The sequence below is a fragment of the Acidihalobacter sp. genome (assembly GCF_037381185.1).
Classification (GTDB): Bacteria; Pseudomonadota; Gammaproteobacteria; order DSM-5130; family Acidihalobacteraceae; genus Acidihalobacter_A.
Genome location: NZ_JARRQY010000047.1, coordinates 1 through 16,223 on the forward strand (window position 1 = coordinate 1; position 16,223 = coordinate 16,223).

15 protein-coding genes are annotated in these 16,223 nt (G+C 62.8%); 6 read left to right on the top strand and 9 right to left on the bottom strand.

What is annotated here, in order from left to right; translation table 11 throughout:
- A partial coding sequence (locus P8014_RS15340) for an EAL domain-containing protein (protein WP_337818204.1) occupies positions 1 to 180 on the top strand: 180 nt, incomplete at its 5' end.
- A 1,200-nt stretch (positions 181 to 1,380) separates the two neighbouring features.
- Here P8014_RS15340 and hemN read toward each other — a convergent pair.
- Positions 1,381 to 2,763, bottom strand: a complete 1,383-nt coding sequence (gene hemN, locus P8014_RS15345) for an oxygen-independent coproporphyrinogen III oxidase (RefSeq protein ID WP_337818205.1) — start codon at positions 2,761 to 2,763, stop codon at positions 1,381 to 1,383.
- 240 nt (positions 2,764 to 3,003) lie between these two features.
- Between hemN and P8014_RS15350 the strand changes: the two genes are divergently transcribed.
- Complete coding sequence (locus P8014_RS15350; protein WP_337818206.1) at positions 3,004 to 3,375, top strand: hypothetical protein; 372 nt, start codon at positions 3,004 to 3,006, stop codon at positions 3,373 to 3,375.
- A gap of 28 nt (positions 3,376 to 3,403) precedes the next feature.
- Here the strand turns inward: P8014_RS15350 and P8014_RS15355 are convergent, their stop codons facing one another.
- Together P8014_RS15355 and pepN are read right to left on the bottom strand one after the other, a co-directional pair.
- Positions 3,404 to 3,877 carry a hypothetical protein gene (locus tag P8014_RS15355; RefSeq protein ID WP_337818207.1) on the bottom strand — a complete coding sequence of 158 codons (474 nt, stop codon included), beginning with the start codon at positions 3,875 to 3,877 and terminating at the stop codon, positions 3,404 to 3,406.
- A 701-nt stretch (positions 3,878 to 4,578) separates the two neighbouring features.
- Positions 4,579 to 7,230: an aminopeptidase N gene (gene pepN / locus P8014_RS15360; protein WP_337818208.1), complete on the bottom strand. Its 2,652-nt coding sequence runs from the start codon at positions 7,228 to 7,230 to the stop codon at positions 4,579 to 4,581.
- A gap of 124 nt (positions 7,231 to 7,354) precedes the next feature.
- On the opposite strand from pepN, the gene P8014_RS15365 reads away from it, so the two are divergent.
- The 4 genes from P8014_RS15365 (at position 7,355) to P8014_RS15380 (ending at position 9,271) form a co-directional block, all read left to right on the top strand.
- Positions 7,355 to 8,143 carry a TatD family hydrolase gene (locus tag P8014_RS15365; RefSeq protein ID WP_337818209.1) on the top strand — a complete coding sequence of 263 codons (789 nt, stop codon included), beginning with the start codon at positions 7,355 to 7,357 and terminating at the stop codon, positions 8,141 to 8,143.
- Positions 8,144 to 8,161: 18 nt separating this feature from the next.
- Entirely contained in the window at positions 8,162 to 8,716 is a 555-nt protein-coding gene (locus P8014_RS15370; protein WP_337818210.1) for a GNAT family N-acetyltransferase, read from the top strand.
- Positions 8,706 to 8,924, top strand: a complete 219-nt coding sequence (locus tag P8014_RS15375; RefSeq protein WP_337818211.1) for a hypothetical protein — start codon at positions 8,706 to 8,708, stop codon at positions 8,922 to 8,924. The genes P8014_RS15370 and P8014_RS15375 overlap by 11 nt, the downstream gene beginning before the upstream one ends.
- Before the next feature lie 194 nt (positions 8,925 to 9,118).
- Complete coding sequence (locus P8014_RS15380) at positions 9,119 to 9,271, top strand: hypothetical protein (protein WP_337818212.1); 153 nt, start codon at positions 9,119 to 9,121, stop codon at positions 9,269 to 9,271.
- A gap of 46 nt (positions 9,272 to 9,317) precedes the next feature.
- Here the strand turns inward: P8014_RS15380 and P8014_RS15385 are convergent, their stop codons facing one another.
- The 6 genes from P8014_RS15385 to P8014_RS15410 form a co-directional block, all read right to left on the bottom strand.
- On the bottom strand, positions 9,318 to 9,596 hold the full coding sequence (locus P8014_RS15385; protein WP_337818213.1) for a DegV family protein: 279 nt from the start codon (positions 9,594 to 9,596) through the stop codon (positions 9,318 to 9,320).
- 197 nt (positions 9,597 to 9,793) lie between these two features.
- Positions 9,794 to 10,933, bottom strand: coding sequence for a beta-ketoacyl-ACP synthase III (locus tag P8014_RS15390; RefSeq protein ID WP_337818214.1), 1,140 nt, complete (start codon positions 10,931 to 10,933; stop codon positions 9,794 to 9,796).
- Between the two features lie 180 nt (positions 10,934 to 11,113).
- Complete coding sequence (locus P8014_RS15395; RefSeq protein WP_337818242.1) at positions 11,114 to 12,949, bottom strand: long-chain fatty acid--CoA ligase; 1,836 nt, start codon at positions 12,947 to 12,949, stop codon at positions 11,114 to 11,116.
- Between the two features lie 32 nt (positions 12,950 to 12,981).
- The gene (locus P8014_RS15400) at positions 12,982 to 13,803 is read right to left on the bottom strand and encodes an NAD(P)-dependent oxidoreductase (protein ID WP_337818215.1); all 822 of its coding nucleotides are present in this window, start codon (positions 13,801 to 13,803) and stop codon (positions 12,982 to 12,984) included.
- Between the two features lie 94 nt (positions 13,804 to 13,897).
- Positions 13,898 to 14,401, bottom strand: a complete 504-nt coding sequence (locus P8014_RS15405; RefSeq protein WP_337818216.1) for a thioesterase family protein — start codon at positions 14,399 to 14,401, stop codon at positions 13,898 to 13,900.
- Positions 14,402 to 14,438: 37 nt separating this feature from the next.
- Positions 14,439 to 16,223, bottom strand: a complete 1,785-nt coding sequence (locus P8014_RS15410; protein ID WP_337818217.1) for an acyl-CoA dehydrogenase C-terminal domain-containing protein — start codon at positions 16,221 to 16,223, stop codon at positions 14,439 to 14,441.

Here is a 16,223-nt window from a genome sequence, read left to right on the forward strand (position 1 = left end):
CTCGACCTGACAGTCGTTGCCGAAGGCGTAGAGACGGAAATGCAGCGCGCCTGGCTCTCGCAGCACGGCTGCCACGGCATGCAGGGATATCTGCTGAGCCGGCCGGCCACGGCCTCCGACATCGAGGCCCTGCTGGCGCTTTCCAGCGATCAGACGGCTGCCTGCGTCGACGGGAAATAGACCAAGTGTGGCGGCCGGATTGTGCGGCTGACGGAGGCGGTGGTGTCGGTTTTCTACTTCGCCGTGCAATCCCGTGCTTGACGGGAGCATCGATGCAGGCGCAGTTCGAGGTTTACCGTTTCGCGTTGGCGATGTAATGAAATCTTTTCCCGGTTTTTAGAGCCAGAGTTCGTTTCGGGCGCGAATCGGCGTTTCCAGTATTGATCCTATTTGGGTGACGCGCCCGAGCCCCTTTCTTTGCATGCCCAAAGAAAGAGGCGAAAGAAAGGCACCCCAAGCACTCTGCACCTGTGCCATTGGCGGCTGCAGCGACTCCAGGCTGTTTCGCCACAAGGCGCGCCGTGCAGGGAAGGCTTATTGCCTTCGCCAGCGGCGTTGCCTGCGCACCGCGCCTTGCCCTGAACGCACACCAGCCAACTGCAGCCGCCAATGGCACAGGTGCAGAGTGCTGTGCTTGTCCCTACGGGCAAACCTCGAGCGCACGCCCCGGCACGGGGCACCGCAGGCACTTGCCTTCCAGGCAAAGCCTGCTCGGGCGGCGTCCCTGCCGCCCGACCCCGCGCCGGGGCGCACGCTCGAGGCAAGGCCACACGGGAACCGGGGAGTCAAAACAGAACGTATCCCAAACGCTTGATTTACTACCAAGCTAGCTCAAAACGATTCAGCTTCGGACTCGCCCTGTTTTGACGTTCGGTCCCCCCTGATCGCTTGCCTCGCGAACGTGCGCCTGGGCGGGGATGGCCGGCAGGACGCCGGCCAAGCAGCCTTTCGCCTGGACGGCGAATGACTGCGGGCCCCGTTCAGGGGCAAGGCGCAGGGATGTGCCGAACAAATCGGCTCGGGCGCGTCACCGATTCAGAGCGGATCCTCATGCCTCAAATCGCGCCCGAAACATGCCCCAGAAGCTCAACGAAGGGCCCTAATCAGCACACCAAAAGAATCCAAAACGAGGAAACTCACGCGTCTTCAGTAAACCGTCAACGCACCTCGCTGAACGCCACACCGATCTCGTAAAGCCTATCCGGCTCAATGACATCCACACGGACCACCTCGGCACTGGCCTCCAAGGGCGCCGCAGAACCAATCTTGGGGTGGAATGCGCATGAAATCGCGCTTCTCTTCGAACTCCCTTGGCACCATACCCCTCCTCACCGGTTTGTCCCTATTTAGCGTAGTACTTCGACTCAGGACTGCAGGTCCTCAGATCACCTTCGAATAGCCGCCTTGCGCCGCGGCCAGATAAGCGTCGAACGTCATGCAGATGTTGCGGATCAGCAGACGACCCGCCGGCGTTACCACGATGCCGCCCGGCTCGAGCACGAGCAGGCCGTCGATCTGCAAGGCTCCCAGCGCCTGCAGTTCTGGTTCGAAATAGTCCGCGAACACAATTCCGTAGGCTCTCTCGATACGCGCGTAATCGAGCCGGAAGTGACAGATCAGATCGGTGATCACCGCTCGCCGCAGGCGGTCGTCCGGGCTCAGCTCGACGCCGCGAAACACCGGCAGACGCCCCGCGTCGACACGCTCGAAATATTCCGGCTCGGTACGCACGTTCTGACTGTAGGTGTCCGCCAGCATGCCGATGGAGGTCACCCCCATGGCGACCAGATCGCAATCCGCGTGCGTCGAGTAGCCCTGGAAGTTGCGATACAGCGTACCCTCGCGCTGGGCCACGGCAAGCTCATCGTCCGGACGCGCGAAATGATCCATGCCGATATAGACATAGCCGGCGGCGGTCAGGCGGCCGATGGTATCCTCGAGGATGGCGAGCTTCTCCGCCGCGCTGGGCAGATCGGCAGAGGCGATGCGCCGCTGCGGCTTGAATCGCTCGGGCAGGTGCGCGTAGTTGAAGACCGACAGGCGGTCGGGGGCGGCGGCGATGACCTTGTCCACCGTCGCAGCGAAACTCGCCACGCTCTGGTGCGGCAGACCATAGATCAGATCCACGCTGATCGAGCGGAAACCCGCCCCGCGCGCGGCGTCGATCACTCCCAGGGTCTCGGCTTCGCCCTGGATACGGTTCACCGCCTTCTGCACCCGCGGATCAAAGTCCTGCACACCCAGGCTGAGGCGGTTGAAACCGAGCCGGCGCAGCAGTCCGATGGTCCCGCCATCCACTTCGCGCGGATCTATTTCGATGGAATATTCGCCATCCTCGATCAGCTCGAAATGCCGTCCGGTGACCTCCATCAGCTCGCTCATCTCGGCGTGCGAGATGAATGTCGGCGTACCTCCGCCCCAGTGCAGTTGCTCGACCTTGCGACCGACATCGAACAGCCCACCCTGCATGGCTATTTCGCGATGCAGGCGCTGCAAGTACGGCGCGGCGCGGCTGCGATCCTTGGTCACGATCTTGTTGCAGGCGCAGTAGTAGCAAACCGTATTGCAGAACGGCAGGTGGAAATACAGCGACAACGCCCGTCCTTCGGCATTGCTGCGCACGGCGGCCGCGCGGTATTCGGCCTCGCCGAAGCCCTCGTGGAACTGCACCGCCGTAGGATACGAAGTGTAGCGCGGGCCGGCGCAATCGTAGCGGCGGATCAGGTCGGGGTCGAAAAAGACGTTTTGCTTGTCTGCGTTCACCCGCATCCTCCGGGAATGCACGTTAAACAACGGCAGCGCGATGTGGCGAGCACGCCTCGGGTACGCTTCCGGTCAAGCGACGATTCTGCATCAACTAAACGCTGCCGACCTTGACCTGAAGCAAGCTTCCCGCCCCGAGTCCGGTGCGCGCCACAATCACCCTACGTCACATTACAATACTCGACAATACTCGGCGCACCAGCAGCCACCACGTCTCTACATTTCACAGGAGCGGTCTTGATGGAGTTCTACGCCAGGAAATGCATCGCCGACCCGGGCATCGATCGACTCCACAGCCTGCTGATCCTGGACAACCTGCCCAAGCTATGTGCTTCCATCGATTCGATCACGGTGAACTCCGGCCATACGGGTGACCTTTATTGCCTGTGGGGCGCTTTCGAGGTGAGCCGGGAACCGCTCCGCTGCGGCGCGCGTTTTTCCCTGCTCGATTGCCCGCACGCCCTGTCCTGGACGATCACCTACAACACGCAGCAGCAAGAACTGATCGTACACTGCACGATCGACAAGGCCGAGGTCGACCCCGACTTCGCCGAATCAATCCAACTCTTCGTTGACGATTGCTCTGTCGGAATGGACGAAGCGCTACGATAGTCGAGACGGAGAATCCGCAAAGGCGCGCTCAGTCTCGCGTCGAAAAGACAAAGTTCGCGCGGTACAGGATATCCGTCACCTTCGCAGCGAAACGTTTGGCGCGCTCCGGGGACATATCGTACTTACGTTCGTAAAATGCCGCCAACGCATGCTCTGCCGGAGCGTACGCATGCTGAATCTGCAGATACAAACGTGAATACGATGCTCCCTGTTCCGCCCATACCACCAACCCGAGATCAACCCGCTCCCGCGTATTGTAGGCATCGGCGTCGGACACGGCCCAAGGCCGGAATGCCATGTTCGCGAGCAATCGTCTGACATGCAGCAGCAGTGTCAGCGTCGGGTGCAGGGTGCCTTCTTCTTCACCCGGTCCGATGGACTTTTCCAACAGATGTTCGAAACGCTGCACAGGTTTCGGCAGCGCTGCCAGAATGCGCCGATGCTGCGGCCGGAACTCGATGGTGCAGTCTTGATGGGCGCCCTGCGCCGCCACCGTATACACGACCCAGTCGCCTAGGGCCTGTTCACACGATTGCGCGGTGCGCTGTTGCGCCCGGTTGACCGCCAATCAAGGCGCGAGGAGAGAGATTTGGTCATTCCAAATGAACGACGAGCAACGCCGAGTGGCGGTCAACCGGACACAACCCGTAGGGCCGGGCCGTTTTTCGCGTCCCGCGGCGTTGCCGCTCGCTCATGTAGCCGGGCTACACCTCGCTCGCGGCGCCTGGCGGGTCACGAAAAACGGCTCCGGCAGCGCATCGCGCAATCGTGTGAACAGGCCCTAGTACGCTATACGGTTCGTTGACCGTAACAAGCCAGGCCTGACACCGCTTCTCCGACCAGAAGACCAATGGCGGACGCCAATCCTGATATGCAACGGACTGTCGGTAAGGCTGCCGGGATGGATCCCTCAGCGCGGCGACGAAGGCTTCCCTGGCGACGTCCAGCTTCACCACCCACAGCGTGTACATATCGCCTCACCAGCCAACGGGATCGGCAAGCACCACAGCGCGCCAACCATTGACACCCCTGCCCCAATAGAGGTTCTCGCGCCCCGAACCAGTACCCAGGGTCTCCTTCTGGAAATCCTGCGGATCGGGCTCCAGCGCATCTGTCACCCGGGGGAATTGACCGGCAAAGGACGTCGTCGCCCAGCTCAACAGACAAACGAGCAGCAGGGTAGCCGTTTGCCGGCGCGCATGGTCAGCCTTGGTTCTCCAGACTCTTGCTGACGATCTCGTAGACGTCGCGCGACAGCTCCAGCGTCTGCAGCCGCTCCAGCTCCGCCTTCATCTGCGCCTGACGGCCATCGCCATAGCGCCGCCAGCGGCTGAACACCCCCACCATGCGTGCGGCGACCTGCGGGTTGAGCCCGTCCAGCGCCTGTACCTGCTCGCCGATGAAACGATAGCCGGAGCCGTCCGCCGCATGGAAACCGGTCGGATTGCCCTGCGCGAACGCCCCGACCAGCGCGCGCACACGGTTGGGGTTGCGGATCGAAAAGGCCGGATCGTGCATGAGCTGCCTGACCCGCTCCAGCGTACCCGCGCGCTGCACCATGGCCTGCAGCGTGAACCACTTGTCGAGCACCAGCGGCTCGTTCTTCCAGCGCTCGTAGAAAATCTCCAGGGCGCGCTCACGCTCTTCGCCGCCGGTGCGCATCAGCGCGGCCAGTGCCGCGAGGCTGTCGGTCATGTTGTCGGCTTCGCCGAACTGATTCAAGGCCAGCTTTCGCGTCGGCGCGCTGTCGAGCGAGGCGAGGTAATCCAGGGCCAGATTGCGCAGACGCCGGGCACCCGCATCCTGCGGAGCGTAGCGATAAGCGCCCGAGAGACTGTTGGCGTGATAGGCGGCAAGCCACTGCGCCTCGAGTTCTGAGGCCAGCGCGCGCCGCGCATAGTCTCTGGCGGCATGGATGGCATCGGGGTCGACCACGTCCATGGCATCGGCCAGCCACGCTTCGCCGGGCAGGCTGAGCATCTCGGCCTTGACCGCGGCATCCAGCGACTCGTCGGCGAGCACCGCCGCGAACGCGGTGATGAAGCCGGCCGGCAGCGTCAGCGGGCGACCCGACTGATGGTCCTCGGCCAATTCCAGCATGACCCGCACCGCCAGTTGCTCGCCGGCATCCCAGCGATTGAACGAATCGGAGTCATGCGCGGCCAAAAAGGCGAGCTGGCTGTCGGCGTAGGGATACTCGACACGCACCGGAGCGGAAAATCCCCGGTTCAGCGAAGGCAGTGGACGTACGTTCAAACCCTCGAACACGAATTCCTGCTCGGCCTCGGTCAGCCTCAGCACGCGGGTCGTGCCCTGGGCCTCGGTCCCACCAGCCGGTCGCAGGGGCAGGTCCCGCCCCTCGGCGTCCAGCAGACCGACCGCGAACGGTATCAGGAACGGCTGTTTCTCCTTCTGCCCCGGCGTCGACGGGCAACTCTGGCGCAGCGTCAGCGTGTAGCGTCCGTTCTCTTCGTCCCAGTCGTCCTCGACCCGCACCCGCGGCGTGCCGGCCTGCTCGTACCAGCGCCGGAACTGCGTCAGATCCTCGCCATTGGCATCGGCCATCGCCGCAAGGAAATCGTCGGTGGTCACCGCCTGGCCGTCGTGGCGCTCGAAATACAGATCCATGCCGCGGCGGAAACCTTCGCGCCCGAGCAGCGCCTCGTACATACGAACCACCTCGGCGCCCTTCTCGTACACGGTCACCGTGTAGAAGTTGTTGATCTCCATGTACGAGGGCGGGCGCACCGGATGCGCCATGGGACCGGAATCCTCGGCGAACTGGTGGGTACGCAGCAGGCGCACGTCGTCGATGCGCTTGACCGCGCCAGCGGTCATCTCCGCGGTGAAGCTCTGGTCGCGGAACACCGTGAGACCTTCCTTGAGCGAGAGCTGGAACCAGTCGCGGCAGGTCACGCGGTTACCGGTCCAGTTGTGGAAGTACTCGTGGGCGATGACGCCTTCGATGCGTTCGTGGTCGATGTCGGTGGCCGTATCCGGGCGCGCCAGCACGTACTTGGAGTTGAAGACGTTGAGCCCCTTGTTCTCCATCGCCCCCATATTGAAGTCGTCGACGGCGACGATCATGTAGATATCCAGATCGTATTCCAGACCGAAACGCTGTTCGTCCCAACGCATGGATTTCTTCAGCGAGGCCATGGCGTGCGCGCACTTGTCGGCGTTGTGCGGCTCGACGTAGATACGCAACGCCACCTCGCGTCCGGACGCGGTGGTGTAGCCGTCCTCGATGCAGGCCAGATCGCCGGCGACCAGGGCGAACAGGTAGCTCGGTTTAGGATGCGGGTCGTGCCAGGTGACGAAGTGGCGGCCTTCGCCCGACTCGCCCTGTTCGACCGGATTGCCGTTGGACAGCATGACCGGGTAACGCTGGGCGTCGGCGACCACGGTTGTGGTGAACACGCTCATCACGTCCGGGCGGTCGAGGTAGTAGGTGATGCGCCGGAATCCCTCGGCTTCGCACTGCGTGCAGAAATTGCCTGAGGACTTGTAAAGTCCCTCCAGGCGCGTGTTCTCCTGCGGCTTGATGCAGTTGACGATCTCCAGCACGAACGCATCCGGCACATTCGACAGCGTCAATGAATCCGCATCCTGCAACCACTCGTGGGACTGCAGCTCCCGACCGTCGAGGCGCACCGCCAACAGCTCAAGCTCCTCGCCGTCCAGCACCAGCGGCGCATCAGGGGTATCGGCGGCCGGGTTGCGCTGCACGCGCAAACGGGCGTTGACCTGCGTGGACTCCTCGCCCAGTTCAAAACGCAGTTCGGTGCGCTCGATCAGAAACGCCGGCGCGCGGTAGTCCTTCAGATAGATGGTGCGGGGGGTGGCTTCCTTCATGCCTGCGTGTCCTTTCCCTGATGAATGGATATTGTCCGAATACTACACCCGGCCCTCGACGGGACGAAAACCACGCCACAGCGGTTTTGCTATAGTGCCGGGCGTTTTCAAAGGTAGTCCCGCAATGGAACTGGTCGATATCTGTTTCAACTTCGCTCACGAATCGTTCCGCGCCGACGAGCACGCCGTACTCAAGCGCGCCATCGAAGCCGGCGTGACGCGGCTGATCTGCACCGGGTCAGACCTGGAAGACAGCGAGCGTTCGGTCGCCCTGGCCGAGCACATGCCCGAGCACCTCTTCGCCACCGTAGGCGTGCACCCGCACCGTGCCCTCACCTGGGACGAGGCCACCGCCGACACCCTACACCGGCTCGCCGGCGACCACCCGAAGATTCGCGCCATCGGTGAGGCCGGTCTGGACTTCAATCGGGACTATTCGCCGCGTCCGGATCAGGAGCGAGCCTTCGAAGCCCAGCTCGAGCTGGCCGCCTCGCTCGGGTTGCCCGCATTCCTGCACGAACGGGAGGCCCACGAACATTTCATCGCCATCCTGCGCCGTCACCGCGCGCAGCTCGGCAACGCCGTGGTGCACTGCTTCACCGGCACAGAAGACGAACTACTGGCCTATCTCGACCTCGACCTGCACATCGGCATCACCGGCTGGATATGCGACGAACGCCGCGGTCATCACCTCAAGGACTTCATCCATCACATCCCGCCGAACCGGCTGATGATCGAGACCGACGCGCCATATCTGCTGCCGCGCGACATGCATCCCAAACCGCGCTCGCGGCGCAACGAGCCCGCCTACCTACCGCACATCCTGCAGGTGATCGCCGAGACGCTGAACCGCTCCGCCGAACAGCTGGCGGCGGAGACGACGGCTACGGCGCGGGCGTTTTACGGCATTTGACGCCAGACGCCGGTGAGAATGAGCGCTTCGACAATCCATATCCGCGATGCACGAAACGAGGATGCCGAACGCCTGGTTCTGCTGCACTACGCGGCCGTCCACGAAAGTGCGAAACACGATTATCCGCAGAACGTCCTCGACGCTTGGTCACCGCCGCCGGAGGACGCCCGATTCGCCTGGATGCGCTGGCGCATCGACTCGGTCGACAGCCATGTTCTCGTCGCCCAGGGGCAAAACGGCTCCATCAACGGCTTCTGCATGTTCTCCGCCGCGGACGGCGTCATCCATGCGCTCTACGTATCTCCGGAAAGAAGCGGCAACGGCATAGGGCGCCAACTGCTGCAACGTGTGGAAGCGCTTGTCGCAACGCACGGCAATGGACAGATAAGCCTGAACGCCTCGAAGAACGCCGTGCGGTTCTACCGCTCGCAAGGCTATACCGTGATCCGGCCGGCGACCCAGAAGCTCGCAAACGGCGAAGCTATGGACTGCTACGAAATGATCAAGCGCCCGTTGGCATCCGCCGACACGGCCGTCGAATCGCCCCCTCTCCATGGCCCCTATGAACCCTGACACGTCCGAAGCCGACTACTTCGAGATGAATCCTACAGTCTGGGACCAGCGTGCCGAGGCTCATCTGCACTCCAAGTTCTACGACGTCGAAGGCTTTCTCAACGGGGCAACCTCGCTGCGGGAAATCGAACTGAACGAACTCGGCCCGGTGTCGGGCCGTCGTCTGCTGCACCTCCAATGCCATTTCGGCCTGGACACGCTCTCATAGGCCAGATGCGGAGCGATGTGCACCGGCGTAGACATTTCGCCGGTTGCCATAGAACAGGCCAGGCAATTGTCGGAGAGCAGCAGAGTTCAAACCGAACGGAAAACGGTAGCGAGGCGCTCACCCGGCTCGCTACCTGGCCCCCCATCTCAAGCGTGCTGAACGCGCTGACCGGAGCCGGGATCGAAATTCTTCGCATGAACGAATTTCCATACAGCCCCTACAACGACTTCTCGGATTTGGAAGAACGCGGGCCTGGACGCTTCTACCTTCAGCATCGCGGACACGACGTTCCGTTCGTCTACAGCATTCTGGCGCAGAAGATTCGTCAGACCCCGCCGCACGAATGAACGTATGGGATGAGCGGCGAGACGCTCAACCCGGCGGCCCCCTCGCTCAGACCGCGTAAGCGAGCGATATGGCGGCCGGTCCAACATTCACGCCTGCGGTCGTGCTCATGCTGGATTCCAGCGCCTTCCCCCGTGCCTGGCGACATGGCTCTTGAACCCACGGATCGCCGGCATAGCTCAGGACGACCGTATCGGTCTGCAGTCCGCTGTCGATTGCGGCAGCGGCGATTTGCAGAAGTTTCTCAACAGCGTGGTCGAACCCACGCGCCGTCGCAATCGTCTCGGTATCGCCCTGACTCATGCCGATTATGGGTTTGATATTCAATAGACTGACGGCCTGCTAGGCAAACCAGCTAACGCTTTTTTCACTTTTCCGCGGGACGCGCGCGGTAGGACAGCCCCGAACATCGCGCCTGCAATACACGCAATCCGTTCGGCTTGCTTATGATTCGCCCACCCTGCTCCGTGCAGCTCATCCCACCGCTCATTATATTCGCCCCGGCTCTCGCGGCCGGAACGCCCTCAACTGCGCCTGACGATCACACTGCCGGCCGAATATCCGGCGCCGAACGAACAGATCACGCCGACATCATCGACCGCCATATCATTCCGGTGCTTGTGAAACGCGATGACCGAACCGGCGGAACTGGTATTGGCGTACTCGTTCAGTATTACCGGGGCCTCATTCACAGTCGCGTCCCGCCCCAGCACCTTTTTGGCAATGAGCTGATTCATTCCGAGATTGGCCTGATGCAGCCACATTCGCTTCAGACTGCTCAGCCCGATGGACTCGTCGGTTAGATGGGATTCAATCATCTCCGCCACCATGGGCACGACTTCCTTGAATACCTTGCGGCCGTTCTGACGGAACAGCTTGTCCCTGGCACCTACCCCGCTTTCGTCGCAACGGTTTAGAAAGCCGAAATTATTTCGAATATTGTTGGAGAAACGGGTCAGCAGACGCGTACCGACGATTTCCCAGTTTTCATCGCCGTCGCTGTTCTCTGCGGATTCCACCACCAGGGCAGTGCATACGTCGCCGAAAATGAAGTGACAGTCGCGATCCTGCCACGCCAGATGGCCGGAACAAATCTCCGGATTGACCAGCAGCACCGTCTCGGCGGACCCCGCCAGAATCGCATCTCTGGCAGCTTGCAGACCGAAGGTGGCGGAGGAACAGGCCACGTTCATGTCGAAAGCGAAGCCCTGGATTCCAAGGGCATCCTGAACCTCGATGGCAATGGCCGGATAAGCCCGCTGCAGATTGGAACAGGCCACGATCACGGCGTCGACCTCAGCCGGACTCTTGTTGGCCTGCGCCAGCGCTTCCCTGGCCGCACTTACGGCCATCTCACACTGCAGGGACGGCTCTTCGTCACCGCGTTCCGGAATGGACGGGCATAAACGGGAAGGGTCCAGCACGCCGGATTTGTTCACGACATGACGGCTTTCGATACCCGAGGCCTTGACGATGAACGCCTCGCTGGAATATTCCAGAGGCTCCAATTCCCCGGCGTCGATCGCCTGCATGTTGTCCCGGTTGAACGCATCCACATAGCGGTTGAAGGATTCGACCAACTCCGCGTTAGTGATGGTTTCGTCAGGGGTAAACAAACCCGTCCCGCTGATGACCACTTTGCTCCTCGACAAGGAATGCGACACAGATGACCTCCGGCCATGGCCTGATGTTGAAGTCCATTCCGCGATCTCTCGTGCATCGTGGAATATGGGGGCAATTCATATCGGACTCGGCCTGCGCCAGGCTCCAACCGCTTGCGCAATGCCGAGCTTGAACGAAGAGCTTAGCGCAGCTTGCACATCCCCCCGGCTCACGCTCGAGCGTCAATGCCCCGAATAAAGATCGGCGACCGGCGCTTCCAGCTTTTTCATCACCTGTGCGCGCTTCAGCTTGTGGGTCGGGGTCATCAGGCCATTCTCCACGGACCACGGCTCGAAACTCAGATGGACCCGCAATATCCGGGCGTAACCGGGAAATGCGCTGATGCGTTCGGCGATCCTCGCCAGCACCGCGGCCTGCACTTCCGGCAGTTCCAGGGCTCTCGCCCGGCTCGGGTCGATACCGATGATGGGGGCGAATTCCTTCCAATACTCGGGATCCAGAATGCAGATGGCCGAAAGATAGGGACGCTGTTCGCCAATCACCATCACCTGCTCGATCAACGGGTCCAGGGTGATGGCCGCCTCCATGTCCGTAGGCGAAACCTTCTCCCCGTTGCTGAGGACGATGATCTCCTTGATGCGCCCGGTGATGTAGATATGTCCCGTCTCGTCCAGGCGCGCCTTGTCTCCGGTATGCAGCCAGCCGTCGCTGTCTAGAACCCGGTCACTGGCATCCTGATCGTTCCAGTAGCCCAGCATGATGTTCGGTCCACGGGCCAGCAGTTCGTCGTTGTCGCCGATGCTCACCTCCACGCCGCCCACCACTCGCCCCACGCTTTCGGGCACGTTGTCGTGCGGCAGGTTGCAACTGATCACCGGCGAGCTTTCCGTCAGTCCGTAGCCCTGCAGGATCGGCACGCCCAGGCCGATGAAGGCCTGCGATATGCGCGGCGCCAGGGCCGCACCACCGCTCACGGCCAGACGCACCCGCCCGCCGAGCCTGTCGCAAAGCTTACGCGCCACCAGCCGGTCCAACAGCGGCCACAGCAACAGGGAAGCCCCCCACTTACCGCGCCCCTGATGAACGAGGAAACGCTTCCAGCCTACGCGCGCGGTAAGCCCGAACAGCCGCTTGGCCAGCGCCCCTTTCCGCTCCAGGCCGTCCATAACCTTGGCGTAGACGCGCTCGTAGATGCGCGGCACGCTGATCAACACCGTCGGGCGGATGATCAGCAAGTCTTCCGCCAGCTCGCTGATGGAGCGGGCATAGGCGACGGTCATCCCAGCCATCACGGCGAAGTAGTAGCCGAGAGTCCGCTCCAGAGTATGGGAAAGGGGAAGAAACGACAGCGCGATATCGGATGAACCGAGATCGACGAGCCGCGCCAGCGCCTCGGCATTGCTGAGCATGTTGCGGTGGCTCAGCATCACCCCCTTGGGAAAGCCGGTGGTTCCCGAGGTGTAGACGATGGAGGCCAGATCTCCGATTCGAGCGTCGTGCATCCTCGAGCCGCCGCCTGTTTCGGGAAGCCATTGCGCCAGCGCCGTGACCCTGGAATCGTCGACCGGTTCGGTCAGCGGCCCCACATGGACGATGCGCCGCAGCTCCGGCATCGCCTCGACCTCGGCTGCGATGCGCTCCCACTCCTCCTGGCCGCCCACCACCAGCACCCGGCTTCCCGAATCGCGGACGATGTAGGAAACGTTGCCGCCGCGATCGTCCGCATAGATGGGCACGGTAACCAGGCCCAGAGCCAGCGCGGCCTGATCGAACATGACCCACTCGCAACAGTTGCGCATCATCACGGCGACCCGGTCGCCCGGCGACAGGCCTTCCTGCACCAGGGCATCCTGCCAGCGCGCCACCTGCTCCGCCATCCGGGACCAGGTCAGATCGCGCCAGGCCTGCCCGTCCGCGTCGAAGTATCGAAAACCCACCGCATCGGGAGAGAGTTCGACGCGGCGGCGGAACAAACCGGCCAGGGTCACGGCGTCCTCGGCGGCGATGAAACGCGGCGTCTCGCCCGCCGTGCCGGGACGGACTTCCTGCGCTTCCATCGGTTCACGGCTCTGCATCGGAATTACCGCCGTCAATCCAGAAAGAAGTCCGGCAGCAACTGCCCGGCCGGGTCCATGGCGTAGCGCGCGAAATCGGTGACGCCCTCCTCGCGCAACACCTCCTCGTCGACGAAGAAGTTGCCGCTGCAGGAGCGGCTGTCACGCATCAGAATCGCGCGGGCGGCATCGGCAACGACCTCGGCGGTACGGCAGTTCTCCGGTTTGACCATTCCCTGGAGCATCGCAACGGCCGCTGTGTAGATCACCGTGCGCGGCCATAACGCGTTGACCGCCACGCCCCGTTCGCGGAACTCTTCCGCCATGCCCAGCACGCAGAGGCTCATGCCGTACTTGGCCATGGTGTAGGCGCAATGCCCCTTGAACCACTTCGGCTGCATGGACAGCGGCGGCGAAAGATTGAGGATATGAGGATTGTCCGCCTCGAGCAGATGCGGCAGACAGGCCTGGGAAGTGGCGAAGGTGCCGCGGGCATTGACCTGGTGCATGAGGTCATAGCGCTTCATCGGCGTCTCCAGGGTGCCGGTGAGACTGATCGCACTGGCGTTGTTCACCAGGATATCGATGCCGCCGAAGCGTTCCACCGTCTGCCGCACCGCATCGGCGATCTGCCGCTCGTCACGGATATCGGTCTTGACGGCCAGCCCCTGCCCGCCGGCTTCCTCGATTTCGGCGACGGCCGTATCCAGCGTCCCCGGCAGGCCCGCATGGGGTTTGTCGGTCTTGGCGGCGATGACGACATTCGCGCCGTCTCTCGCGGCGCGAATGGCAATAGCCAGACCGATGCCGCGGGTCCCTCCGGTAATGAAGAGGGTCTTCCCGTTCAGACTGCTCATTCGCGGTCTCCTCCAAATAATCGCTTGGTATGCCTGGCCCCGCTCGATCCTCGCCGAGGTCCGCCACACTTCTCATTCGATCGCTTCCACTGCCTCAGGCGTCCGTACTGCGCGCATCCTCGGGCGGCGACGGTGACTCTTCCCGGTGGTATCCCAGGCGCTCCAGCAATCGCTGCGAGGGCACCTTCGTCCCGTTACGATCGAGGAACAGCCCTCGCACCGTGGCCACCGCATGGACTCCCTTGGCGCTCTCCAGACGCTGCTCCATATAGAGCCACTTCTCGTCCCAGCGCAGCAGCCGACTGCTCACGCTGAAACGCTGAAACGGCGACAACGGGCGGCGAAACTGGATGTCGATGTGTCCAACCACCGGCATCCAGCGCTCTCGCCGCATCGCCGCCAGCAGGCCGACGCGCACCAGCAGATCCGTGCGCCCCAGATCCATGAAGCTGAGATAGCGCGCATTGGTCATGTGCACGTTGATATCCAGGTCCGTTGGCAGAACCAGGAACCTCAGCTCGGAGCTGTCCTGCAGGCCGATGCGCGAGCGCAGCAGCGCCATCCCGAAAACCCGCAGCATGCGAAAGAACAGATTCAATGCCTCACTCTCCGCTCCACCGCTTCTCCATGCACTCCTAAAAGGCTTCGTCGTCGAAGGCCATCATGGGCTTGCCGCCGGCCAGGATCGCGCTAAACAGTCCGCCGCTCTGCGGCAGCAGACGCTGCATGAAGAAGCGGGCCGTATCGATCTTCGCCTGATAGAACCGACGCTCTTCTCCATCCCGCTTGGCCAGGGATATCTCGGCCATGCGCGTCCACAGGTAGGCCAGCGCGGTAAAGCCGAATAGGCGCAGATAGTCGCTGGAAGCGGCGGCTGCCTCGTCGGGGTTGCCCAATCCGGATTGCGCTATCCAGGCGCTGGCGCGCTGCAGCCGGCCGAAAGCCTTGGCCAGCGGCTGGATGAACTCGGCAAGCTGCTCGTCCGCCTGGCGGTCCTCGATATAAGCCGACACGGGCTGGAAGAAACGGCGCATGTAGCGGCCGAAGTGCGCAGGCAGCTTGCGGCCCACCAGATCGAGGGCCTGGATGCCGTTGGTGCCCTCGTAGATCTGGGTGATGCGCGCATCGCGCACGTACTGCTCCATGCCATGCTCGCGGATGTAGCCGTGGCCGCCGAAGACCTGCACGCCCAGGTTGGCGCACTCGAAACCGGCGTCGGTACCGAAAGCCTTGAACACTGGGATCAGCAGCGCCACCAGATCCTCCGCCGCCTGGGCCTCCTTCTCGTCGGTCGAACGCTCGTAGACGTCGATCTCGCCGGCGATCCAGCTGCCCAGGGCGCGAATACCTTCCACATAGGCGCGCTGGGTCAGCAGCATGCGCCGCACGTCGGGATGGACCAGCAGCGAATCGGCCGGCTTGTCCGGCGTCTTGGCGCCCTTCAGCGCGCGCCCCTGAAGGCGTTCGCGGGCATAGGCCACGGCGCCCTGATAGGCCGCGTCGCCGAGACCGATGCCCTGCACGCCAACGCCGAGGCGCGCCGTGTTCATCATCGTGAACATGGCACGCATACCCTTGTTCGGCGCACCGATCAGCCAGCCGGTAGCATCGTCGAAGTTCATCACGCAGGTGGACGAGGCCTTGATCCCCATCTTGTGTTCGAGCGCGCCGCAGACGACTCCGTTGCGCTCACCGGCTTCGCCGTCGGCGTCCGGCAGGAACTTGGGCACCACGAACAGGCTGATACCCTTGATGCCCTCGGGCGCATCGGGCAGGCGAGCCAGCACCAGATGGACGATGTTGTCGGCCAGATCGTGCTCGCCGGCGCTGATGAATATCTTCGTTCCGCTCAGTTTGTAGCTGCCGTCGTCCTGCGGCGCGGCCTTGGTCCGGATCAGCCCCAGATCGGTTCCGCACTGGGGTTCGGTGAGGCACATGGTGCCCGACCAGCTACCGTCGACCAGCTTGGGCAGATAGAGCGCCTTCAGCCCGTCGTCGCCGTGCGCCTCGATGGCGTTGTAGGCGCCGTGCGAAAGACCGGGATACATGCCGAACGACAGATTGCAGGCGCAGAGCATCTCCTGCACCGGCAGGGTGACGGCATTGGGCAAGCCCTGGCCGCCGTATTCGGGAGCGCAGGCGAAACCGGTCCAACCCGCCTCGGCGAACTGCCGGTAGGCGTCCTTGAATCCGGTCGGGGTGTGCACCTCGCCGTCCTCGAGGTGGCAACCTTCCTCGTCGCCGCTGCGGTTCAACGGCAGCAGCACCTCGGAAAAGAACTTGCCGGCCTCTTCCACCACGGCGTCGACCAGGTCACCGTCGAATTCCTCGCAGCCCGGCAGGGCCTGAATTCGCGCCGGATCGAACAGTTCGTGGTAGATAAACTGGAAATCCCTCAAGGGGGGACGATACTCGGCCAT